At 63.1% G+C, this 23,605-nt stretch carries 22 protein-coding genes, 2 rRNA genes and 1 pseudogene (1 of these 25 running past the window's edge); 16 read left to right on the top strand and 9 right to left on the bottom strand.

Translation table 11 applies throughout. The annotated features are described in order from the left end of the window. Window positions 1-13: 13 nt before the first annotated feature. Genes H143_RS0112110 through H143_RS0112090 form a run of 5 tightly spaced genes read right to left on the bottom strand, consistent with a single transcriptional unit; the run spans window position 14 to window position 5,203 of the window. Complete coding sequence (locus H143_RS0112110; protein ID WP_019938507.1) at window positions 14-760, bottom strand: pyridoxine 5'-phosphate synthase; 747 nt, start codon at window positions 758-760, stop codon at window positions 14-16. Continuing rightward, window positions 757-1,521 (bottom strand): ABC transporter substrate-binding protein, encoded by a 765-nt coding sequence (locus tag H143_RS20595; protein WP_019938506.1) that lies wholly within the window; start codon window positions 1,519-1,521, stop codon window positions 757-759. The genes H143_RS0112110 and H143_RS20595 overlap by 4 nt, the downstream gene beginning before the upstream one ends. 7 nt (window positions 1,522-1,528) lie before the next feature. Next, window positions 1,529-3,064 carry a malonyl-CoA synthase gene (locus tag H143_RS0112100; RefSeq protein ID WP_019938505.1) on the bottom strand — a complete coding sequence of 512 codons (1,536 nt, stop codon included), beginning with the start codon at window positions 3,062-3,064 and terminating at the stop codon, window positions 1,529-1,531. A 29-nt stretch (window positions 3,065-3,093) separates the two neighbouring features. Continuing rightward, complete coding sequence (locus H143_RS0112095; protein WP_019938504.1) at window positions 3,094-3,864, bottom strand: spermidine synthase; 771 nt, start codon at window positions 3,862-3,864, stop codon at window positions 3,094-3,096. 58 nt (window positions 3,865-3,922) lie between these two features. Beyond that, the gene (locus H143_RS0112090) at window positions 3,923-5,203 is read right to left on the bottom strand and encodes a class I SAM-dependent methyltransferase (RefSeq protein WP_026349991.1); all 1,281 of its coding nucleotides are present in this window, start codon (window positions 5,201-5,203) and stop codon (window positions 3,923-3,925) included. Window positions 5,204-5,374: 171 nt separating this feature from the next. On the opposite strand from H143_RS0112090, the gene H143_RS0112085 reads away from it, so the two are divergent. Next, the gene (locus H143_RS0112085) at window positions 5,375-6,589 is read left to right on the top strand and encodes a multidrug effflux MFS transporter (RefSeq protein WP_019938502.1); all 1,215 of its coding nucleotides are present in this window, start codon (window positions 5,375-5,377) and stop codon (window positions 6,587-6,589) included. 21 nt (window positions 6,590-6,610) lie between these two features. After that, window positions 6,611-8,200, top strand: a complete 1,590-nt coding sequence (gene nadB / locus H143_RS0112080) for an L-aspartate oxidase (protein WP_019938501.1) — start codon at window positions 6,611-6,613, stop codon at window positions 8,198-8,200. On the opposite strand, the gene nadC is transcribed toward nadB, so the two are convergent. Then, window positions 8,197-9,096 (bottom strand): carboxylating nicotinate-nucleotide diphosphorylase, encoded by a 900-nt coding sequence (nadC, locus tag H143_RS0112075; RefSeq protein WP_019938500.1) that lies wholly within the window; start codon window positions 9,094-9,096, stop codon window positions 8,197-8,199. The genes nadB and nadC overlap by 4 nt on opposite strands. Then, a complete protein-coding gene (gene nadA, locus H143_RS0112070) occupies window positions 9,096-10,226 on the bottom strand; it encodes a quinolinate synthase NadA (protein ID WP_026349989.1) in 1,131 nt (376 codons plus the stop codon). Before nadA ends, nadC begins: the two co-directional genes overlap by 1 nt. Between nadA and H143_RS22480 the strand changes: the two genes are divergently transcribed. The 14 genes and pseudogenes from H143_RS22480 to H143_RS0112005 all read left to right on the top strand — a co-directional run bounded on the left by H143_RS22480 (window position 10,225) and on the right by H143_RS0112005 (window position 21,640). After that, window positions 10,225-10,380, top strand: a complete 156-nt coding sequence (locus H143_RS22480) for a hypothetical protein (RefSeq protein ID WP_155803384.1) — start codon at window positions 10,225-10,227, stop codon at window positions 10,378-10,380. The genes nadA and H143_RS22480 overlap by 2 nt on opposite strands. A gap of 345 nt (window positions 10,381-10,725) precedes the next feature. Beyond that, window positions 10,726-10,962, top strand: coding sequence for a 50S ribosomal protein L28 (gene rpmB / locus H143_RS0112065; protein ID WP_026349988.1), 237 nt, complete (start codon window positions 10,726-10,728; stop codon window positions 10,960-10,962). Window positions 10,963-11,018: 56 nt separating this feature from the next. Then, entirely contained in the window at window positions 11,019-11,189 is a 171-nt protein-coding gene (gene rpmG / locus H143_RS0112060) for a 50S ribosomal protein L33 (protein ID WP_019938497.1), read from the top strand. Between the two features lie 104 nt (window positions 11,190-11,293). Next, window positions 11,294-12,601 carry an ABC transporter substrate-binding protein gene (locus H143_RS20590; protein WP_019938496.1) on the top strand — a complete coding sequence of 436 codons (1,308 nt, stop codon included), beginning with the start codon at window positions 11,294-11,296 and terminating at the stop codon, window positions 12,599-12,601. A gap of 150 nt (window positions 12,602-12,751) precedes the next feature. Beyond that, window positions 12,752-13,168 carry an HU family DNA-binding protein gene (locus tag H143_RS0112050; RefSeq protein ID WP_026349987.1) on the top strand — a complete coding sequence of 139 codons (417 nt, stop codon included), beginning with the start codon at window positions 12,752-12,754 and terminating at the stop codon, window positions 13,166-13,168. 131 nt (window positions 13,169-13,299) lie between these two features. Further along, a complete protein-coding gene (gene leuS / locus H143_RS0112045) occupies window positions 13,300-15,957 on the top strand; it encodes a leucine--tRNA ligase (protein WP_019938494.1) in 2,658 nt (885 codons plus the stop codon). A 10-nt stretch (window positions 15,958-15,967) separates the two neighbouring features. Beyond that, complete coding sequence (gene lptE / locus H143_RS0112040; protein WP_019938493.1) at window positions 15,968-16,630, top strand: LPS assembly lipoprotein LptE; 663 nt, start codon at window positions 15,968-15,970, stop codon at window positions 16,628-16,630. A 1-nt stretch (window position 16,631) separates the two neighbouring features. Further along, the gene (gene holA / locus H143_RS0112035; RefSeq protein ID WP_019938492.1) at window positions 16,632-17,687 is read left to right on the top strand and encodes a DNA polymerase III subunit delta; all 1,056 of its coding nucleotides are present in this window, start codon (window positions 16,632-16,634) and stop codon (window positions 17,685-17,687) included. Between the two features lie 54 nt (window positions 17,688-17,741). After that, window positions 17,742-19,028 (top strand): annotated as a pseudogene (locus H143_RS0112030) (glutamate-5-semialdehyde dehydrogenase); the annotation flags it as partial. 3 nt (window positions 19,029-19,031) lie between these two features. After that, complete coding sequence (locus tag H143_RS0112025) at window positions 19,032-19,424, top strand: hypothetical protein (RefSeq protein ID WP_019938490.1); 393 nt, start codon at window positions 19,032-19,034, stop codon at window positions 19,422-19,424. Between the two features lie 37 nt (window positions 19,425-19,461). Then, window positions 19,462-19,734, top strand: a complete 273-nt coding sequence (locus H143_RS0112020; RefSeq protein ID WP_019938489.1) for a GNAT family N-acetyltransferase — start codon at window positions 19,462-19,464, stop codon at window positions 19,732-19,734. Then, window positions 19,731-20,135: a YchJ family protein gene (locus H143_RS22090; protein WP_081627044.1), complete on the top strand. Its 405-nt coding sequence runs from the start codon at window positions 19,731-19,733 to the stop codon at window positions 20,133-20,135. Before H143_RS0112020 ends, H143_RS22090 begins: the two co-directional genes overlap by 4 nt. 72 nt (window positions 20,136-20,207) lie before the next feature. Next, window positions 20,208-20,912, top strand: a complete 705-nt coding sequence (locus tag H143_RS0112010; RefSeq protein WP_019938487.1) for a glutathione S-transferase N-terminal domain-containing protein — start codon at window positions 20,208-20,210, stop codon at window positions 20,910-20,912. A 173-nt stretch (window positions 20,913-21,085) separates the two neighbouring features. Further along, window positions 21,086-21,640, top strand: coding sequence for a flavodoxin family protein (locus H143_RS0112005; protein WP_019938486.1), 555 nt, complete (start codon window positions 21,086-21,088; stop codon window positions 21,638-21,640). A 229-nt stretch (window positions 21,641-21,869) separates the two neighbouring features. On the opposite strand, the gene rrf is transcribed toward H143_RS0112005, so the two are convergent. Beyond that, window positions 21,870-21,982 (bottom strand): 5S ribosomal RNA (gene rrf, locus H143_RS0112000). Window positions 21,983-22,152: 170 nt separating this feature from the next. Further along, a 23S ribosomal RNA gene (locus H143_RS0111995) occupies window positions 22,153-23,605 on the bottom strand (it continues 1,429 nt past the right edge of the window).

Here is a 23,605-nt window from a genome sequence, read left to right as displayed (position 1 = left end):
GGCCGCGAACGCATCATGCACCGCCGCGTCGGCTCCGCAGCTGCGCCTGGACCATCACGGCCTTCATGTCGCGCACGGCCTTTTCCCAACCATCGAACACCGCTTGCGCCACGATGGCATGGCCGATATTCAGTTCGGAAACCCCGGCCATGGCCGCCACCGGCGCCACATTGCCATAGTGCAGGCCGTGCCCCGCGTTCACGCGCAGCCCCAGCCGAAGACTATGGGCCACGGCCGCACGCACCCGCTCGAGCTCGGCATGCGCCGCCTCGGACGAGCGCGCCTGGGCATAAGCGCCGGTATGCAGTTCGACGACCGTGGCACCGGCTTGCGCCGCTGCGTCGATCTGACTGGGCTCGGGGTCGATGAAGAGCGAGACGCGTATGCCCACGGCCTGCAGCTGGGCCACGGCCGCAACGACAGCGGCGTGCCCGCCGATCACGTCCAGGCCGCCTTCGGTGGTCAATTCGGCGCGCTTTTCCGGCACCAGACACACGTCGTCTGGTCCGACATCGCAGGCGATGTCCAGCATCTCCTTGGTCACGGCGCACTCCAGGTTCATGCGGGTGCGCAGCCTGCCACGGATCGCGCGCACGTCGGCGTCCTGGATATGGCGCCGATCCTCGCGCAGGTGCAAGGTGATGAGATCGGCTCCCGCGTCCTCGGCGCGCACTGCCGCCTCGATGGGATCGGGATAAATGGTACGGCGCTGCTGCCGCAGCGTGGCCACGTGATCGATATTGACGCCCAGCTCTATCATGGTTTGACTCCATCCGCCTTGGGCGGATCGCTTTTTGTGTGTCTGGCATTTGCGGCGCTCACCTGGCTGACGAGCACCGCGGATTTGAGAACGTCGCCGGGCACCGTAACGCCCTGCCGCTTGGCGGCGTCCAGGTTCAGGTAAAGCCAATCTCCGGAAATCATTCGCTCGGGCCTGACCTGCCTGCCGGCCGGCGCCCGCCCGGCAGCCTGAGCCGCCTGCTGCGCCTTGCCCGGCAACCCCAGCGCAGCCATAGCGCCCAGCCGGACCTGGCTGGGATCGGCCGTGAACAAGGGGATGCGCGCCTGGTCGCAAGTCTGGGCCAGCACCTGGTATTGGGGCGCCACCTTGTCGTCGAATATCGTATAGACGAGATCGACCCGGCCGATAAGATTGCGCGCCGCCGGCCCCACGTCCCACTCGTGCGGCACCATGACCTCCACCGGACTCATGCCCGCCTTGGACAGCAGATCGAGTAGTTGCTTGATCGCAGCGACTGACACCGGGTCGCCCGGATCGTAGATCAGGCCCACACGCTTGGCTTGAGGCAGGATCTTTCGGAACATGTCGACCTGCTTGTCCAGCGGCGCCTGCGCGGGCAGATCCACCATCTGGGCCGGCATGGGCGCCGGCGCCTGCGCTGCGGGCGAACGAGTCGGGACCCGTCGCTGAACCTGAGCCGCCGGCGCGGCGGTCCAGGCAAGCGCCAGCGCCATGATCAGCGGGCGCCCGATAAGCAGAATTGCAGACGAGCGGCTCATGGCTGCGTCACAATGTCTGGTAGGTCTCGCGCAGGACGTTCTTCTGCACTTTGCCCATGGTGTTGCGCGGCAGCTCCTGGGCAATGTGGATACGCTTGGGCACCTTGAAATTGGCGATATTTTGTTTCAGTCCCGCCAGCATGGCCTGCGTGTCGAGGCTGACATGCGGCTTGGGCACCACCACGGCCACCACCGCCTCGCCGAAATCGGGATGCGGCACCCCGATCACGGCCGATTCGGCCACGCCCGGTATATCGTCGATGAAACCCTCGATCTCTTTGGGATAAACGTTGTAGCCGCCCGAAATGATCAGGTCCTTGCTGCGGCCAACGATGGAGACATAGCCTTCTGGCACCTGCCTGCCCACTGACGCGCCGCCGTATCGACCCACGTCGCCGGTCTTGAACCAGCCATCGGCAGTGAACTCCTCGCGCGTCTTCTCGGGCATGCGCCAGTAGCCGGAAAACACATTGGGGCCGCGCACCTGGATATGGCCAATATCCCCCGCAGCCAAGGCGTGTCCGGCGTCATCGACGACGCGCAGTTGCACGCCCGGCAAGGGCTTGCCCACCGTACCGCCCAAACGTTCGCCATCCGCGCAGTGGTATGGGTTGGAGGTCAGCATCACGGTCTCGCTCATGCCGTAGCGCTCGAGTATGGTGTGGCCGCTGCGCTCGCGAAAGGCATTGAAGGTTTCCATCAAGAGCGGCGCCGAGCCCGAAATGAACAGGCGCATATTGCGGCACGCCTCCCGGTCGAAACGCGCGTCGGCCAGAAGACGTACGTAGTAGGTCGGCACGCCCATCATCACCGTGCTGCGCGGCAGGTAATGCAAAGCCTGGTTCACGTCCAGCCTGGGAAGCCAGATCATGCGCGCGCCCGCCAGCAGGGCGCCGTGCGATGCCACGAACAGGCCATGGATGTGGAATATGGGCAGCATGTGCAACAGCACATCGTCACTGCGCCACCCCCAATATTGGCCAAGCGTCAGCGCGTTCGACGCCATATTGCCGTGCGTCAGCATGGCGCCCTTGCTGCGTCCGGTAGTGCCCGAGGTATAGAGGATGACCGCCAGGTCGTCCAGCTTGCGCTCCACGGTGCAAAAGGTCTGCGGGAAACTTGCCGCAGCATCCAGCAGCGTACCCGTGCGTTGGTCGCCCAGCGTATAGACGTGTCCCACGCCAGCGGCGCGGGCGATGCGTCCGACCCAGGCCGCGTTCTCCGGCGCGCACACCACCACATCCGGTTCGGCGTTGCCCAGGAAATACCCGATCTCCGATTCGCGGTAGGCGGTGTTCAGCGGCAGGTAGACCAGTCCGGCGCGCAAAGTCGCCAGGTAAAGCAGCAGCGCTTCGGGCGATTTTTCCACCTGCACAGCCACACGCGCACCGGCAGGCAACGCCAGCGAAGCCAGCAAATTGGCCAGGCAGGCACTGGCGCGATCCATGTCATCCCAGGTGTAGCAACGTTCGGGAGTTTCGATGGCTACGGTTTTGCGATCGACGGGAAAACCGCTCTCGAGCACGGCGTATAGATTGGACATGGGTTTTTCCCTGCAAAGTATTGCTATTTTCAGAGATACAGTACGCCTTGCACAGCGTGGCCCAGCAAAGCCCGCGCCCAGCGCCGCGCAGGCAGGCCGTATTCGGCTTCTATCTGTTCGGCGCGCTCGAGTAGCTGCGCCGGCGTCACGGCCAGCGGCGGGCCGCTAAATGCCAGCACGATCTGGTTGCCCTGGTCGATCTCGGGCAGCAAAATCACGCGATCATCGAACGCTGTGCAAAGATTGTCGATATTGCGGCTGAAGCTCTCATGCCGGCCGAACAGATTCACCGCCAGCACGCCCGCTTCGCCCAGTACCCGCCTGCAGGCCCGGTAAAAAGCAACCGAGTCGCGCACCGGCCCTCGCGCCTGCGCGTCATACAGATCCGCCATGAGCACCGGGCACTTGCCCGCGTTCAGCGGGTCCGCCACCCAGAGTCCCGCGTCCGTGTGGTGGATGCGCATCCGCGGCGAGGGCGGCAGGCGAAAGAAAGACTGGCAAACGGCCGTGACCCGGGGATTCCATTCGACGACTTCCAAATCGCTGCGCGTTTGCTTCAGGCAAAAGCGCGCCAGCGATCCCGCCCCCAGGCCCAGCAGTCCAATGGATGCTTCGCGGGGCGGGGCCAGGAACAGCAGCCAGGCCATCATTTGCGCCGTGTATTCCAGCACCAGGGCGCTGGGATCGGCGATGCGCATCGCCCCCTGCACCCACTCGGTGTTGAAATGCAGATAGCGCACGCCGTCCGCCTCGGACAACGTGGGCTGGTCTTGTTCGGTAGGTGTGCGTCGACTGGGCATGAACGAATTGTAGCCAGCGGCCAGCCGGTGTGAATCAATCTGCGTGCGCGACGACGGATCAGGCCTTCTGCCGCCCGTCGTACATATAGTCGCGGCGCCAGGCATAGCCAAGGTCGGCCGGATTGTCGAGCTCGTCCGAACGCCCGGTGGCCAGGGGCGCCAGCAGGAACTGGTGCAGCGAGATCCAGCCATGCTCGAAGCCCATGGCGCAGCCGGCCAGGTAAAGCCGGTAGGCGCGCAACGATTTCATGCCCTGCTCGCCCCTGTCCTGAGTGAGGATCTCGGCGGCCCGGTCCAGCTGTGCCTCCAGCCCATCGCTCCAGGCCCACAGCGTGCGGGCATAGTGCGGGCGCAGGTTTTCCATGTCGACCGTCTCCAGGCCACCCAGGGCCACGGCCTCCAGCACATTGCTCGCGTGCGTCAGCTCGCCGCCCGGGAATATGTACTTGTCGATGAACTCGCCCATGCCGCTGCCCAGTTCAGCGTTGTAGACGCCTCCGGCGGTGATGCCATGGTTCAGAATGAGGCCACCGGGCTTGAGCAGGCGGCGCAGCTTGGCGAAGTATTCGGGCAGGAGGGCTCGGCCGACATGTTCGAACATGCCCACCGAGGAAATCTTGTCGAATGGCTGCGACTCGTCGAGTTTTCGATAATCCAGCAGCTCCATGCGCACACGGCCCGACAGGCCTTTTTCCTCGATCAGGCGGGTGACGTGCGCATGCTGGTTGCGCGACAGCGTGATGCCGGTGGCGTCGACGCCGTAGTTCTCAGCGGCCCACAGCAGCAGCCCCCCCCAGCCGGCACCGATGTCCAGGAACCGCTCGCCCGGCCGCAGAAGCAGCTTGCGGCAGATGTGGTCAAGTTTGGCTTCCTGGGCCTGCGCCAAGCTCATGCCCGGCTCGCGGTAGTACGCACAGGAATAGACCCGGCGGGGGTCCTGCCAAAGGGAATAGAAGGCCTCGGAGAGGTCGTAGTGAAACTCGATCTGCCTGGCGTCGCGCTCGACGGAGTGGCGCCAGATGGAAATGAGCTTGCGCACCAGTTCGGTCAGCCGGCCGGTACGCGCCGCCTCGATGGGCGAATCCGGCAACATCTGCGCCGCAGCCGCCATGACGTCGCGCATGGTGCCATCGATATCGATCAGGCCTTCGACGTAATCCTGGCCGAGCACGCCGGCCGAGCCTTCCGCCAGATGAACCAGCGACTTCTTGTCGCGCACGGTGAACTTGACGCGCGGATCGGACGCCCCCAGAGCCGTGCCATCGGGCATAACCAATTGGACCGGCATCTGCGTCATGGCCTTCAGTTTCCGATCCACGGCGGACAACAACGGGTTCACGAACTTACTCCCCTAATGATCGAACCTTGGAAATGTATCGGAATTTACTTGCGAGCGCATGTATTTCCCCACGTGATACATTGCACAGTTCGTTCTCGGCTGGCCCGTCTCACGGTGTTTTTTCCGGGTTCCGTCCTTCTCGGCGCAAACTGCGTCCGCACGCTTGCTCTCATGTCGTTGTCCGAATTCCCGTCTCGCAGGCTGCCCGGCTGGTTGATCCTGATGGGCGCGTTGACCGCGATCGGCCCGTTTTCCACCGACATGTATCTCCCGGCCTTTCCGGCCATGGCCCTGGGGCTGCACGCGCAGTTGGGGGAAATTGAACGCACCTTGTCCGCCTATTTCGTCGGACTGGCCCTCTCCCAACTGATCTACGGCCCACTGGCCGACCGCTACGGTCGAAAACCGCCCCTGCTGTGCGGACTGGTGCTCTACACCGTTTCCGCCATGGGCTGCGCCCTGACCGGCAGTGTCCAGGCTCTGATCGTCTGGCGCGTACTGCAAGCGCTGGGCGCGTCAGCCGGCATGGTGGTACCCCGCGCCGTGGTGCGCGACCATTACGCGACGCAGGACGCCGCCCGCGCCTTGTCGCTGATGATGCTGATCATGGGCCTGGCTCCCATGCTCGCCCCCCTGGCCGGGGGACAGCTCGTGGCATTGGGCTGGCGCAGCCTGTTTTGGGCCATGGCTGGCGTGGGGCTGGTCCTGCTTGTGATGGTGGCCCTGCGCATGCGCGAATCTCTGCCGTCCGAAAAAGCCCTGCCGCTGCATTGGCGCACCATCTTCACCAACTACCGCGGCCTGCTCGGGCACCGCGGATTCATGGCGCACACCCTCACCGGCGGCATGAGCCAGGCCGGAATGTTCGCCTATATCGCGGGTTCGCCGCACCTGTTCATCGAGGTCTACGGGGTCCCGGCCCGATACTACGGCCTGTTCTTCGGCGGCAATGCCATGGCGCTGATCGTCGGGGCCCAGATAAGCGCCTTCCTGCTGCGCCGCCACCCTTCACTGCGGCTGCAGCGCCGCGCCTTGATCGCCCTGTCCCTGGCCGCCTTGATGGGTCTGTCCATGGCTCTGTCCGGCGCCATCACCTTGTGGCTGGCCACGGCTTACATCGCGGTGTATATGTTCAGCAACGGTTTCGTGAACCCCAACTCGGCCGCCCTGGCCCTGTCCGAACAGGGACGCCGCCTGGGCGCGGCCTCAGCCCTGCTGGGCGCGATCCAATACTCGTGCAGCGCACTGGCCAGCACGGCCATCAGCCTCTGGCAGGCGGACAGCGCCCTGCCGCTAACCACCGTCATGGCCGCCTGTGCCTGCCTGTCCTGGCTCTTCGGCCGGATGGCTCGCGGCAGCGCGACCGCCCACGCCGCGACCGCCTGAGAAAAACGGAGAAGCAGAATCATGAATTTCGATGCGGCAATCGTCGGCAGCGGCCTGGCGGGACTGAGCGTCGCGCTGAACCTGGCCGAAACGCACCGCGTGGCGGTCGTCGCCAAACGCGCGATGGACGAAGGCGCGAGCGACTATGCCCAGGGCGGCATCGCTGCGGTGCTGGACTCGGCCGACAGCGTGGAAAGCCACGTCGATGACACACTCGTTGCGGGCGGCGGCCTGTGTGACCAAGCGGCGACGCGCCATATCGTCGAGCACGGCCGCCAGGCCATCGAATGGCTGATCGCCCAGGGCGTTCCGTTCACCAAGGACTCCGCCGCCGAGCTCGGCTTTCACCTCACGCGCGAGGGCGGCCACAGTCATCGCCGCATCATCCACGCCGCCGACGCCACCGGCCACGCGGTGCTGCAAACGCTGCTCGCTCGCGCGCGTGCGCACCCGAACATCACGATCCTCGAAGACCATCACGCGATCGATGTCATCACATCCGACCGCCTCGGGCTGCCCGGGCGGCGCTGCCACGGCCTTTATGCACTCGACCTGAAGAACGACCGCACGGTGACGATCCAGGCGCCGCACACGGTGCTCGCCACGGGCGGCGCGGGCAAGGTGTACCTCTACACGACCAACCCCGATACCGCCACAGGCGACGGCATCGCCATGGCGTGGCGCGCCGGCTGCCGCGTGGCGAACATGGAGTTCATCCAGTTCCATCCCACCTGCCTCTTTCATCCGCACGCCAAGTCATTCCTGATTTCCGAGGCAGTGCGCGGCGAAGGCGGCATCCTGCGCCTGCCCGACGGCACGCGCTTCATGCCCGCGCACGACGCACGCGCCGAGCTCGCGCCGCGCGACATTGTTGCCCGTGCGATCGACTTCGAGATCAAGAAGCACGGCATCGACTGCGTCCACCTGGACATCAGCCACCAGCCGCCGCAATTCCTGCAAGAGCACTTCCCGACGATTCTTGCGCGCTGCCGCGAATTCGGCATCGATATCGCTCGAGAACCGATTCCCGTCGTGCCCGCGGCGCACTATACCTGCGGCGGTGTCGTCACCGACCTTGCCGGCCGAACCGACCTCGCAGGCCTCTATGCAGTCGGCGAAACTGCCTGCACGGGCCTGCACGGCGCCAACCGGCTTGCGAGCAACTCGCTGCTGGAGTGTCTCGTGATCGGTCGTTCGGCCGCCGAGGCGATTGAAGCGGCAGGTCCCGGCGCGGGTGTGCAGGCGCCGCTGCCCAACTGGGATGAAAGCCGCGTATCGGATTCTGACGAAGAGGTCGTCGTAGCGCACAACTGGGACGAACTGCGCCGCTTGATGTGGAACTACGTCGGCATCGTGCGCACCGACAAGCGGCTGGAGCGGGCGCAGCACCGCCTTGCGCTCCTGCACGACGAAATCCTCGAGTACTACGCGAATTTCCGCATCACCCGCGATCTGCTGGAACTGCGCAACCTCGTGGATGTCGCCACGCTGATCGTGCAAAGCGCGCGCTCGCGCCGCGAAAGCCGCGGCCTGCACTACAGCCGCGACTGGCCGGATGTCCTGCCCAAAGCCCTGCCGACCGTTCTTGCGCCCGGCCAGATGCGCTTTTAGACGATACGCATGGAAAAATCCGTCGCGCGCACGTCTTTGGTCAGCGCGCCGATGGAAACCCGGTCCACGCCCGTTTCCGCAATCGTACGCACGGTCTCGAAATTCACCCCGCCCGAGACTTCGAGCACCGCACGGCCTGCGGCGCACTTGACCGCGTCGCGCATCATGTCGAAAGAGAAGTTGTCCAGCAGCACCGACTTCGCGCCGTGCGCAAGCGCCGTTTCGAGCTGATCCAGCGTTTCAACCTCGATCTGGATCGGTACGCCCGCATCGAGCGCGAGCGCCGCGTCCAAGGCAGGCCCGACGCCGCCGGCCGCGGCAATGTGGTTTTCCTTGATCAGGATGCCATCGTAGAGCGCCAAACGCTGATTCGCGCCGCCGCCCACGCGCACCGCGTACTTCTGCGCAAGACGCAGGCCCGGCAGCGTCTTGCGCGTGTCCAGGATGCGGGTGGCCGTATGCGCGATCAGGTCGACGTAGCGGCGCGTCACGCTCGCCACGCCCGACAGCAGTTGCAGGAAATTCATGGCATTGCGCTCGGCGGTCAGCAACGCACGCGCCGGACCGCGCAACGAGCACACAACCGTGCCCGCCGCCATCCGGTCGCCTTCGCGATAGCCCCATCGCACCTCGATGCGCGGGTCCACGCGCCTTGCCACTGCATCGAACCAGAGCACGCCGCACAGCACGGCATCCTCGCGCACGACGATGCGCGCATCGCGCGTCTGGCCGGCGGGAACCAGACGGCCTGTCTGATCGCCCGAGCCGACATCCTCCTCGAGGGCATCGGCCACGTTGCGGGCGATCGCCGCGTCCAAGGCCGCGCCGTACTGCGCGCGCACCTCGCCGACGACGGGGGAAACGGCATCGGCCGCGAGCAATTCGAGCGCGCCCATCAGGCCGGCCCCACTTGCGAGAACAGCGCGCCGTCGCGCGCGAGATCGCCGCTTGCCTGCACGCGACGCTTACGCTCGGCCGCGAACGCAAGCATACGGTCGATCGGCAGGCGGGCGCGCTCGCCGATCGAAGCGTCCATGCGGATCTCGTTATGGCCGCGCTCGAGCACGTCGGCAAGATTTGCGAGGCCGTTCATGGCCATCCACGGGCAGTGCGCGCAGCTCTTGCAGGTGGCGCTGTTGCCCGCCGTGGGCGCTTCAATAAAGGTCTTGCCCGGCGCGGCCAGGCGCATCTTGTGCAAAATACCCAGGTCGGTCGCGACGATAAAGCGTTGCGCGTCGAGCCGGACAGCCGCTTCGATCAATTGCGTCGTCGAGCCGACCACGTCGGCCAAAGCGACCACGCTTTCCGGCGACTCAGGGTGTACCAGAATCTTGGCATCGGGATACTCGGCGCGCAGCAAATCGAGCTCGATACCCTTGAACTCGTCGTGCACCAGGCACGACCCCTGCCAGAGCAGCATGTCCGCGCCGGTCTGTTTCTGGATGTAGCCGCCCAGGTGCCGATCCGGCGCCCAGAGAATCTTCTCTCCCCTCGCATGCAGGTCGGCAACGATCTCCAGGCCAATCGAGGACGTCACCATCCAGTCGGCGCGCGCCTTCACCGCTGCGCTCGTATTCGCGTAGACGACTACGGTGCGATCCGGGTGTTCGTCGCAAAACGCCGAGAATTCGTCGGCCGGACAACCCAGGTCGAGCGAACAGGTCGCGTCCAGATCGGGCATGAGGATGCGCTTGCCCGGACTCAGTATCTTGGCGGTCTCGCCCATGAAGCGCACACCCGCCACCACCAGCGTGTGCGCCGGGTGATCGCGGCCGAAGCGCGCCATTTCGAGCGAGTCAGCCACGCAACCGCCGGTTTCGTCAGCGAGTTCCTGCAGTTCGGGATCGACGTAATAGTGCGCGACGAGCACCGCCCTCTCGCGTTCGAGCAGCGCGCGGATGCGCTCCTTCAGTGCGGCGCGTTGCGCGCCGCAAGTCACATCGGGAACCCGCGCCCACGCTTGCCCAACGCCGCAAGCGGCCCCTTGCGGCCGGTCGTATTCGACCTTTCTGATCGCCTGACCCATGATTTCCTCTCGTACTGCCTGCCACCACGGCGCGAAAACCGGCATCGCGCTGCTGCCGAAAAATAAAAACCCCGTCAGCGCGGGGTTCTTGTCCATTTTAATGGATTTTCCGCTCCCGGACCGCAGAAATGGCCGCCGCTCCAGGCTGGACTGAATCCCCCCGAAGATCGGCCCAGGGCACAGGCGCAATCCGGGCCTCCCGGTAGATATTTGACTAGCCATAGCGATTCATACTAGAATCGAAATCTTATTGCAGTTTCCTGTTGCGTGGTTCGCTATGCTTTGCGGGCGCGTAATCCGAATTACCTGGCTTTCCGAACAAGGGGCCTGGGCAAATCGGCGGGGTATAAGCACGCATTGCCATCTTTGGGTCTTTTTGCCCAGACGGCCCGAACCAACGGCGCATTGCAGCGGCCGCACATGTTCGGCCTGCGCGCTTACCGCCTTTTCATCCTGCCCTGCCCCGACCCTCGGAACGACAACAACCGAGAGGTGCATCATGGCACGCGTTTGCCAAGTTACCGGCAAGGGCCCGATGGTGGGCAACAATGTTTCACACGCTAACAACAAGACCAAGCGTCGCTTTCTCCCCAACCTGCAATCGCGCCGGTTCTGGGTCGAAAGCGAAAACCGCTGGGTCCGCCTGCGCGTGACGACCAAGGCCATCCGCACGATCGACAAGAACGGCATCGACGCCGTCCTGGCCGACCTGCGCGCTCGCGGCGAAGCGGTCTGAAAGCCTGCGCGCTTTCGATCCCGCCAGCCTAACCCCATATATTCCAGGAGCACGACATGGCCGCCAAAGGCAACCGTGAAAAGATCAAGCTCGAGTCCACCGCGGGCACGGGCCACTTCTACACCACCACCAAGAACAAACGCAATACGCCCGACAAAATGCTGTTCAAGAAATACGACCCCGTCGCGCGCAAGCACGTCGAGTACAAGGAAACCAAGCTGAAGTAATTCAGCCCAAAACCAGGCACCTGCGCGGCGTCGCGTAGTATTCGTCGCGTAGTATTGTCAGGCCCTGCTCATGCAGGGCCTTTTCACATCCGCGATCCGACTCCATGCCACGCCCGACCGGATTTCCAAGCCTGCTCCCACGCCTTGCCGCCTGCCTGCTGGCCGGACTCTGCACGCTGCCCACCTGCGCCGCCGAGAGGCAGGCCGGGCCGCGTCAGGCCGGGCCGCGCCAGGCCGGGCATGCCGCGAATGCGGTCAAATCCGCGAAACCGGCCCAGCCGCCCATCCTCATCGGCGATATCAATAGCTACAAACTGCGCCCCGACCTTCTCGATCCCTACCGCAAGGGCTGGCAGATGGCGCTAGACGAAATCAACCGGCACGGCGGCGTGCTGGGCCGCAAACTGCGGGTTATCTCAAGCGATGACGGCGGCACGGCCCACGGCGCCGTCGCCGCGGCACAAAAGCTGGCCGACCGGGATCATGTCACGCTATTTTTCGGCGGCTTCAACTCGGACGCCGGCCTGGCCTTATCCGACTACGCCGGCATCAATCAGGATTTCTATCTAGCCACCTTCCCCATGTCCAGCCGGCTCACGTGGCAGCAAGGCAATGCCTACACCTACCAGTTGGCCCCATCGGGATGGATGCAGATGGCCGCTCTGGTGCCCAGGGCATTCGGCCTACGCAAAAGACGCTGGGCAGTGGTCTACTCCGACGACGCCTATGGCCGCCCGACCGTCGCGACGTTCACGGACATGATCACCCACTTCCAGTCTCACACGACCATCGTCTCGAACCAGGCGGCCGAGCCGGGCAAGTTCGAAGCAAGCAAGATTGTGCGCCAGTTGCTGCAGGACAAGCCCGATGCCCTCTTCATCCTGCTCGACGGTCCGGACCTTGTGCGCTTCGTGCATGACGGCAAAGCGCAGGGCCTGCTGCAAAACATGCCCGTGGTTGCCCCGACGGCGGGCGAACCCGAAACTCTGCAAGCCCTGGGAACCGATGCCCAAGCGGGCTGGCTTGTCAGCGGCTACCCCTGCGTGCCCATCGGTGACCAGGCCAATATGCAGCGCTTCAACCAGGACTACCAGGCACGCTACGGCACCGCGCCCGGCTCGGCCTCGGCGCTGGGCTACATGGCATTGCGCGCCATCGCCGCAGGCCTGCTCAAGGCGTCCGACGACGACCCGCATGCCGTGGCCGCCGCCTTCGCCGGCCTCAAGCTGGACACGCCCTACGGTCCCGTGCGTTTTCGCCCAATCGATCATCAATCCACGCTGGGTGTCTGCCTGGCTGTCACTGCCGAGCAGGACGGCCGCATGATCGCGCAGCCCACCGGCTATCTGGACGGTTCGCGGCTTCAGCCACCCGACAAGGCCGTGCGTGCACTGCGCGGAAAACAACAATAAATACGCGCCAGGAGCGCGCAAATGCACGCTTTCACCGCGAGTTCCGCTATCATCGGGCGCTAGGCAGCCCGTGCTGGCAAAGACCCATTGACAAGTGGTTCCTTGCAAGCGCTGTGCGGTCTCATCCTCACCCTTTTCATGGATTGGATCATGGCAACCAAAAAAGCCCCCGCCAAAAAAGTCAGCAAGACAGTCAAGAAAGCTGCGAAGCCCGTAGCCAAGAAAGCCGCTCCCGCCGCCAAGAAGGCCGCCGGTCCCATCAAGACCGCCCTGAACAAGTCGCAGCTGGTCGCGCACCTGGTTGAGAACACCGGCGTTGAAGCCAAGGCGGTCAAGGCCGTGCTGGCTGGTCTCGAAACTGCCGTGCTGGGTTCGGTCGACAAGAAGGGCGCTGGCTCCTTCACGCTGCCCGGCCTGTTCAAGGCCGTCGTGCAGAAGGTCCCCGCCAAGCCCAAGCGCTTTGGCAAGGACCCCTTCACCGGACAGGAGCGCTGGTTCCCGGCCAAGCCCGCTTCGGTCAAGGTCAAAATCCGCCCGCTCAAGAAAATGAAAGACGCCGCGCAGTAAACCGCGCAGCGTTCCCGCCCAGTCGAAACCCGCCCTCGTGGCGGGTTTTTTTGTTTAGAGGATACGGACTGACCATGCGGGCAACCCCTCTATAATCTAAGGTTTACCGAATCAAACACGATACAGATTCCATGCAGGATCGCTACCAGCCCACCACCGTCGAAGCCGTCGCCCAGCAAGACTGGCAGGCCCGCAATGCCTACCTCGTCACCGAACACGCCAAGAACCCCGACGGCTCCGAGAAGCCCAAGTTCTACGCGTGCTCGATGCTGCCCTACCCCAGCGGCAAGCTGCACATGGGCCATGTACGCAACTACACCATCAACGACATGATGACGCGCCAGTTGCGCATGCGTGGCTACAACGTGCTCATGCCCATGGGCTGGGACGCCTTCGGCATGCCCGCCGAGAACGCCGCCATCAAGTCCAAGGTGCCGCCCGCCCAGTGGACCTACGACAACATCGCCTACATGAAAAAGCAGATGCTGGCGATGGGCCTGGCGATCGATTGGTCGCGCGAGATGTGCGCATGCGATCCCAAGTACTACAAGTGGAACCAGTGGTTGTTTCTCAAAATGCTCGAAAAGGGCATCGCCTACCGCAAGACCCAGACCGTCAACTGGGATCCAGTCGACCAGACCGTGCTCGCCAACGAACAGGTCATCGACGGCCGCGGCTGGCGCTCCGGCGCTCTGGTCGAAAAGCGCGAAATCCCGGGCTATTACCTGCGCATCACCGACTATGCCGAAGAACTGCTACGCGAGGTACGGACGGGCCTGACCGGATGGCCCGAGCGCGTGCGCATCATGCAGGAAAACTGGATCGGCAAGTCCGAAGGACTGCGCTTCGCTTTTCCCCATCAGATCAAGGATGCGCACGGCAATCTCATCCAGGACGGCAGGCTTTACGTCTTCACCACTCGCGCCGACACCATCATGGGTGTTACCTTCTGCGCCGTGGCGCCGGAACATCCACTGGCCACGCATGCCGCGCAGTCCGACGCCAAGATTGCCAACTTCATCGAGGAATGCAAGCAAGGCGGCACCACCGAAGCCGAGTTGGCCACCCGCGAGAAAACCGGCCTGCCCATCGGGCTGTCGGTCACCCATCCCATCACCGGCGAACAGATCCCGGTGTGGGTAGGCAACTACGTGCTCATCAGCTACGGCGACGGTGCGGTGATGGGCGTGCCGGCGCACGACGAGCGCGACTTCGCCTTCGCCCGCAAATATGCGCTGCCCATCAAGCAGGTCGTGGCCGTCGAAGGCAAGACCTATTCCGATGATGCCTGGCAGGAATGGTACGGCGACAAACAGGTCTGCACGACCATCCACTCCGGCAAGTACGACGGCCTCACGCACAAGCTGGCGGTCGATTCCGTGGCGGCCGATTTGTCGGCCATGGGCCTGGGCGAAAAGCAGACCACCTGGCGCCTGCGAGACTGGGGCATCTCGCGCCAGCGCTATTGGGGCACGCCCATTCCCATCATCCACTGCGCCGACTGCGGCCCTGTGCCGGTACCCGAAAAAGACCTTCCTGTGGTCCTGCCCGAAGACCTCATCCCCGACGGCAGCGGCAACCCGCTTGCCAAGAACGAAGCCTTCCTGTCGTGCGCCTGCCCCAAGTGCGGCAAGCCTTCGCGCCGTGAAACCGACACCATGGACACCTTCGTGGATTCGTCTTGGTACTTCATGCGCTATACCTCGCCCACCAACGACGGCGCCATGGTCGATGCCCGCAACGACTACTGGATGCCCATGGACCAGTACATCGGCGGCATCGAGCACGCAGTGCTGCATCTGCTATACGCGCGCTTCTGGACCAAGGTCATGCGCGACATGGGCATGATCAAGTTCGACGAACCCTTCACCAAGCTGCTGTGTCAGGGCATGGTGCTCAACCATATTTATTCGCGCCGCAATGCCAAGGGCGGCATCGAGTATTTCTGGCCCGAGGAGGTCGAGAACGTCTACGACGCCAAGGGCGTCATCCTGGGCGCCAAGCTCAAGGCCGACGGCTCGACGGTGGACTATGGCGGCGTGGGCACGATGTCCAAGTCCAAGAACAACGGCGTCGATCCGCAATCCTTGATCGACACCCAGGGCGCGGACACGGCCCGTCTGTTCGTCATGTTCGCCAGCCCCCCTGAGCAGACCCTGGAATGGTCCGACTCTGGTGTGGAAGGCGCTCACCGCTTCCTGCGCCGCCTGTGGTCGCTGGCCCACGCCCAGCGCGAAGCCGTGGCCCGCGGCATGGCCGTCGGCTACGACTGGCCCCAGGCCCACGCCTCGGTCAAGAATCTGCGGCGCGAGATTTACGGCCTGCTCAAGCAAGCCGACTACGACTACCAACGCATCCAGTACAACACCGTGGTGTCGGCCTGCATGAAAATGCTCAACGCCATCGAGTCGGCCAAGCTGCCCGAAGGTACGGCGGCGGACGCAGCCCTGGCCGAAACCCTCGGCATCCTGCTGCGTGTGCTCTATCCGGTGGTACCGCACATCACTTGGCAACTCTGGCGCGACCTGGGCTATGCCCACGAACTGGGCGATCTGCTCGATGCCCCCTGGCCGCATGTCGACGAAGCCGCGCTAGTGTCCGACGAGATCGAGCTCATGCTGCAGGTCAACGGCAAACTGCGCGGTTCGCTGCGCGTGTCGGCCAAGGCATCCAAAGAAGACATCGAGCAGCAGGCGGCAGCCCATCCCGACGCAGCCCGCTTCCTCGATGGCCGTCCGGCCAAACGGGTCATCGTGGTGCCGGGCAAACTGGTCAACGTCGTCGCTTGAGGATCACGCAATGAATCATGTCTGGCTGAGCTTGCGCACGCGCTCCTGCTGGTTTCTATCCGCCGCGGGCCTGGCGCTACTCGCCCTGCTGGGCGGCTGTGGCTTTCACCTGCGCGGCGAAACCCCCCTGCCGTTCAACACGCTGTATGTCGGGGTGCCCCACAACACCCACTTCGGCGCCAATCTACGGCGCGCCCTGCGGGCCGCATCGCCCAATACGCAACTGGTCGAGACACCCAAGCAAGCCCAGGTCCTGATGCAGCAGGTCGCCAACCAGCGCCTGATCAACGATACGACTCTCAATGCCCAAGGGCAGGTCGAGGAATACGAACTGGGCATACGCTTTACCTTCCGCGTGATCGATTCCAAGGGCAATACCATCCTGCCCGACACCACGTTCACCACCTATCGCGAGCTGCCCTACAACACCAGCGCCTCCCAGGCCTTGAACAGCCTGATCAACTCGCTTTACGACTCAATGGAGCAATCGCTTATCAACCGCATCCTGCGCCGTCTTGCTGCCCCGGATGTACGCGAAAGCTATGCGCGTCTGGAGCGTGGCGAGATCAACCCCAATCATCCCGTGTACGACGTGAACAAAGTTCCGCCTGTCCAAAGCATGCCTCCCGGTTGGGCCAATCCCCCCACCCTGCTGGACGGCGCGCCCCGCTGACATGGCGACAGCCCTGGACGCCAACAGTCTGGCCGGTCATCTGACACGCGCCGGTCAGACTCTGGCGCCGCTGTATATGGTATCGGGAGACGAGCCGCTCCTAGTCATCGAAGCCATCGACGCCTTACGCGCCGCCGCCCGCCAGGCCGGCTATTCGGAACGCACCTCGCTGGTCATGGACGCGCGCAGCGACTGGAGCGCGGCGCTGGCCGCGACGCAGACCATCTCGCTGTTCGGCGATCGCAGCCTGCTGGAGATCAAGCTCGATAGCGGCAAGCCGGGCAGAACCGGCGCCGAAACCCTGATGCGCCTGGCCGAGCAAGCCCGCGCCCAACCCAACCCCGACGTCCTGGTCATCATCGCACTGCCCCGGCTGGACAAGGAAACCCGCAACAGTAAATGGGCCCTGGCCCTGACCGCAAGCAGCGTCATGGTCGACGTCGCCACCATAGACCGCCCGCGGTTGCCTGCGTGGATAGGCGCTCGCCTGGCGCGCCAGAACCAGCGCGCCGACAAGGCCGTGCTGGAATGGATGGCCGACAAGGTCGAAGGCAATCTTCTGGCCGCGCACCAGGAAATCCAGAAGCTCGGCCTGCTCTATCCGGAGGGCGAACTTTCGTCCGAAGACGTGGAACGCGCCGTGCTCAACGTGGCTCGCTACGATGTCTTCGGTCTGCGCGACGCCATGCTGGCCGGTGACAGCGTGCGCACCCTGCGCATGATCGAAGGTCTGCGCGCCGAGGGCGAGGCCGAACCGCTGGTGCTGTGGGCCGTCGGCGAGGAAATCCGCCTGCTGTCGCGCCTGGCCGATGCCCGCCAGCAGGGGCAGGACCTGGGCGGACTCATGCGCCGCCTGCGCATCTTCGGCAATCACGAGCGCCTGGCGATGCAGGCGCTTGCGCGCGTGCCGCCAAAGTCCTGGCCTGCAGCCGTCCAGCATGCCCACGACGTGGACCGCCTCATCAAGGGTCTGCCCACCGCAGGCAGGCTGTCGAACGCGTGGGAAGAAATGGCCCGCCTGGCCTTGCGCGTCGCCGCGGCAGGCAACCGCGGCTGATTCGCATCTGCTTGTGTTTCGGTTCTCAAGGCCTCGGCGGCTCGGAAACTCGACGCCGTAACACCAGCTAAACTCACGCCCATGAGTACCATCGAACAATCCATGCTAGCCATGGGCCAGCGGGCGCGAACCGCGTCGCGCCGCACCATGCTCGCCCGCACCGACCAGAAGAACAGCGCCTTGCTGGCCATGGCCGACGCCATTGCCGAGCACCGCGACGCCTTGTACGCAGCTAACGCCGAAGACGTGGCCGACGCCAAGCGCGACGGCCTCGATGCCGCCCTGCTCGACCGCCTAGCGCTGTCCGATCGCCACATCGGTCAGATGCAGGAAGGCCTGCGCCAGATTGCTGCGCTGCCCGACCCCGTAGGCAGCATCACGGCCTCGACGCTGCGTCCCAACGGGATGCGCGTGGCGCAGATGCGCGTACCGCTGGGCGTCATCGGCATCATCTACGAATCGCGTCCCAACGTCACCATCGATGCCGCGGCCCTATGCCTAAAATCGGGCAACGCGGCGATCCTGCGCGGCGGCCGCGAAGCGCTGCGCTCCAACCTGGTCCTGGCCAAGGCGGTCAGACTGGGCCTGGCCAAGGCCGACCTGCCGCCCGAATCCGTCCAGGTTGTGGAAACCAGCGACCGCGCCGCAGTCGGAGCACTGGTCACCATGACCGAGCATGTCGACGTGATCGTCCCGCGCGGCGGCAAGGGTCTCATCGCCAGGCTGGCCCAGGAAGCCCGCGTGCCTCTGATCAAGCACCTGGACGGCAACTGCCACGTCTATATCGACGAGGCGGCCGACTGCGACAAGGCGCATGAAGTTGCCTTCAACGCCAAGACCTACCGCTACGGCATCTGCGGCGCTATGGAAACCCTGCTGGTGCACGCTGGCGCGGCAGCGGCCATATTGCCCAGGCTTGGCAAGGCCCTGCACGATCGTGGCGTCCAGTTGCGCGGCTGCGCGCGCACGCAGGCTCTTCTACCTTACGCCATTGCCGCTACCGAAGAAGACTGGGGCGCCGAATACCTGGCCCCCATACTTGCCATCAAAGTGGTCGACGACATAGACCAGGCCATGGCGCACATCGCACGATGGGGTTCGGGCCACACGGATTCCATCGTCACCGAAAACCTGGCAGCGGCCCGGCGCTTCCAACGCGAGGTCGATTCCAGTTCGGTCTATGTCAACCTGCCCACCTGCTTTGCCGACGGCTTCGAATACGGCCTGGGCGCGGAAATCGGCATTTCCACCAACCGGCTGCACGCGCGCGGCCCTGTGGGCCTCGAAGGACTCACCACGCTGAAGTGGGTGCTCGACGGTGACGGCCAGACCCGGGAATGAGCCATGCACAATCCGGCCTTCGTCCCTCTCTTTCAGTTCACCTTCGGCATCTTCGTACTGTGCTTTGCCGTCCTGTTAATCAGCGGCCTGCTCCTGTTCTACGTCAGACACGAGCAGGTGAACGCCGTCATGCAGCACCCGTACCTGCAGTACAAACCGTTCCGGCAGTTGCCCCTTACCATCCGCGCCACCATCATCCTCGACTACTACCTGCACCTGGCGGCTCCCAAAAGCCGTTTCTGGGTGATTGGGCAAGCGAACTATCTGCTTTCCCACATCGACCCTGCCCAGGTTCCCAGGGGCGTTAAATGGCTAATCTACAGTTTTTGGACCGCCTGCTGGCTGGGTCTGGTCGACATGATCGCGCTCTGGAGCGTGTTGTCGCTGGGACAGTAAACCGGACGAAAACTCGCAACCCACGTGAGGCCAGAGCATGACCGACATCAGCCATGACCAGACCCAAGGACGATTCACCTGCACCGTCGACGGCTATTGCTGTGAGCTCGACTACCGCGTAGACGGCCTGCGCATGACCATTCTGCACACCGGCGTTCCGCCCCAGGTCGGCGGTCGCGGCATCGCCGCCGATCTTACCCGCATCGCGCTCGACACCGCACGCGGTCGCGGCTGGCAGGTGCTACCGCACTGTTCCTACGCCCAAGCCTACATCCGGCGCCATCCCGAATACGCCGACCTGCTCGGATGAGCCATCGTGCCGGAACTGCCGCCGCATGTCCTTGCGGCACTGGCGTGGCGTACTCCGCCTGCTGCAGCCGCTGGCACGAGGGCAAGCAGTCTCTGCAGGCCCCGACTGCCGAAGCGCTAATGCGCTCACGCTATGCCGCTTTCGTACAAGACAGGCTCGACTACCTGCTGCAGACCTGGCATCCCGATACCCGGCCTCTCGCGCTCGATCCCAATCCGCGGGGCATAAAATGGCTGGGCTTGCGTGTCGTCAGCCATATCCAGCAAGACCCCGATCACGTCACAGTCGAATTCGTAGCGCGCAGACGTGACGCCGGCCGGGCGGCACGACTGCATGAAGTCAGCCGCTTCGTGCGCCTGAACGGGCGCTGGTTCTATGTCGACGGCGAATTCCCGGCATAAGATGATTCGCCACACGAGCCGCTTGTACAGGCTCGCCCCTCGCATCCATTCCACTTACGGACGCCCGATCCCATGAAAGACCTGTCCCGCTTCGCCATCACCCGCAAATGGCCCGCGCGCCATCTCGATCGCATTCAGCTCTATTCGCTGCCCACGCCCAACGGCGTAAAGGTTTCCATCATGCTGGAAGAAACCGGGCTGCCCTACGAGGCGCATCGCGTGGATTTCGCCGCCAACGAGCAGATGTCTCCCGAATTCCTGTCTCTGAACCCTAACAACAAGATCCCCGCCATCCTCGACCCCAATGGCCCCCACGGCAAACCATTCGGCTTATTCGAGTCGGGTGCGATCTTGCTTTATCTCGCGAGCAAGGCCGGACAATTCATCCCTGCCGATACCGCAGGTCGGTATGAAACCCTGCAATGGCTTATGTTCCAGATGGGTGGCATCGGCCCCATGTTCGGCCAACTGGGTTTTTTCAACAAGTTCGCAGGCAAGGAATTCGAAGACAAGCGGCCACGCGACCGCTATGTCGCCGAGTCCAGGCGCCTGCTGATCGTACTAAACCAACATCTGGAAAACCGGGATTGGATCATGGGCAAGACCTATACCATCGCCGATATGGCCACTTTCCCTTGGGTGCGCAATCTCGTCGGCTTTTACGACGCGGGCGAGCTTGTCGGCATTGACGATTTTGCCAATGTGAAACGCGTGCTTCAGGCATTCCTGGCCCGTCCTGCTGTAACCCGTGGTCTGGTCATCCCCGCCGCAGCCTGATCGGGGCCTTCCTGTCTTCAGAGCCCCGCTGGACGCTGTTTTCGTTTTTTTTGCGCGTATCGTTGCTGAACAAACTGTTCTATCCGCGCTCATTGTTGGCCACCGGCAAGACGCGTAGAGTCCTGGGCATGGTCGATTTTCTTCTCGGCTTCCCAACACTCTAGGAGTTTCTCATGACGAAAACCGTCGTCGTTTATTTTTCCGGCTACGGCCATACCAAACGCGCTGCAGAAATCGTTGCTCAAGGCGCTGATGCCGAGCTGCTCGCCATCGACGCGGAAGGCAACCTGGGCGATGAAGGCTGGGCCTCACTGGATGGCGCCGATGCCATCATCTTCGGTTCACCGACCTATATGGGTTCGGTGCCGTGGCAGTTCAAGAAGTTCGCCGACGCCACCTCAAAGAAATGGTTCGTGCGCGCCTGGCAGGACAAAGTCTTCGGTGGATTCACCAACAGCGCAAGCCTCAATGGCGACAAGCAGGTCACTCTGATCACGCTTCAAACGCTGGCTTCGCAGCACGGCGGCATCTGGGTCAGCCTGGGCTTGCCCCCGGCGAATACGCAAGCAGCCACACGCAGCGACATCAATAATCTGGGCGCTTCGGTCGGCGCACTGATCCAGTCTCCTTCGGATGCCGGCGCCGATGCCATGTCTTCCGGCGACCTCGAGACCGCCAGGCAATACGGCGCCCGTGTGGCCGCCATCGCCAAGCGTCTGGCCAAATAAGCGCATAGCACGTAATCACGCGGCACGCTTTTCCTGTTTTTGCGGGTTAGGCGTGGCGATAAGAAGGCCCCTTGCCGATGTATTCGGTGGAGGGGTTTTTTTATGGAATAAGCGTGTGAGGGGGTATTAGGGCGCGGGGTGGTGGGCTGCTGGGGGGGCAGCTCAAAGGATCTTACCGCACAAAGACAAACGCCCCAGCGTGAGTAGCTGGGGCGTTTGAGGGATAAGAGCCTGACGATGACCTACTTTCACAGATGTACATCCACTATCATCGGCGCGGTCTCGTTTCACGGTCCTGTTCGGGAAGGGAAGGGGTGGTACCGAGACGCTATGGTCGTCAGGCGAAGGGGGTAGGACGGTTGGAGGTCAGTCCAACGGTCCGAATGGGGGAAGAAGCACACGTTGAGGGGATTAGCCTCGGGGATGTGATGCACAGAGTATGTTCTGTGTGGAACGGTAGCTGCGCGATGCAGCACCGATCAGATCGTAGGATCTGTAAAGGTAAGGGTTATAGGATCAAGCCGCACGGGCAATTAGTATCGGTTAGCTCAATGCATTACTGCACTTGCACACCCGACCTATCAACGTCCTGGTCTTGAACGACCCTTTAGGAGGATCGAGTCCTCAGGGATACCTAATCTTCAGACGAGTTTCCCGCTTAGATGCCTTCAGCGGTTATCTCTTCCGTACTTAGCTACCCGGCAATGCCATTGGCATGACAACCGGTACACCAGAGGTACGTCCACTCCGGTCCTCTCGTACTAGGAGCAGGCTCCGTCAAGTATCCAACGCCCACGGCAGATAGGGACCAAACTGTCTCACGACGTTTTAAACCCAGCTCACGTACCTCTTTAAATGGCGAACAGCCATACCCTTGGGACCGGCTACAGCCCCAGGATGAGATGAGCCGACATCGAGGTGCCAAACACCGCCGTCGATATGAACTCTTGGGCGGTATCAGCCTGTTATCCCCAGAGTACCTTTTATCCGTTGAGCGATGGCCCTTCCATTCAGAACCACCGGATCACTATGTCCTGCTTTCGCACCTGTTCGACTTGTCAGTCTCACAGTCAAGCACGCTTATGCCATTGCACTATCAGCACGATTTCCGACCGTACCTAGCGTACCTTCGAACTCCTCCGTTACGCTTTGGGAGGAGACCGCCCCAGTCAAACTGCCCACCATGCACTGTCCCCGATCCGGGTAACGGACCTAGGTTAGAACCGCAAACAAACCAGGGTGGTATTTCAAGGTTGGCTCCAACTGATCTGGCGACCAATTTTCAGCGCCTCCCACCTATCCTACACAGGCCGGTTCACAATCCAATGCAAAGCTACAGTAAAGGTTCATGGGGTCTTTCCGTCTAGCCGCGGGTAGATTGCATCATCACAAACACTTCAACTTCGCTGAGTCTCGGGAGGAGACAGTGTGGCCATCGTTACGCCATTCGTGCAGGTCGGAACTTACCCGACAAGGAATTTCGCTACCTTAGGACCGTTATAGTTACGGCCGCCGTTTACCGGGGCTTCGATCAAGAGCTTGCACCCCATCACTTAACCTTCCGGCACCGGGCAGGCGTCACACCCTATACGTCGACTTTCGTCTTAGCAGAGTGCTGTGTTTTTAATAAACAGTCGCAGCCACCGATTCTCTGCGACCCTCTCAGGCTCGACGCGCAGGCGTCTCACCCTAACAGGGCATACCTTCTCCCGAAGTTACGGTATCAATTTGCCGAGTTCCTTCTCCCGAGTTCTCTCAAGCGCCTTGGAATATTCATCCCGTCCACCTGTGTCGGTTTGCGGTACGGTCTCGTACAGCTGAAGCTTAGAGGCTTTTCCTGGAACCACTTCCTATCACTTCGGCCCACATGGGGCCTCGCGCCACACCCTTGAGTTACGCGCCCGGATTTACCTAAGCGCCCTCTTCAATGCAGCAACAGGGACTTCCAACACCCTGATGATGATC

This window comes from Bordetella sp. FB-8 (assembly GCF_000382185.1).
Taxonomy (GTDB): domain Bacteria; phylum Pseudomonadota; class Gammaproteobacteria; order Burkholderiales; family Burkholderiaceae_B; genus Bordetella.
The sequence above is the reverse complement of the archived record's forward strand: the minus strand, read 5'-3'. Positions and strand labels throughout refer to the sequence as shown.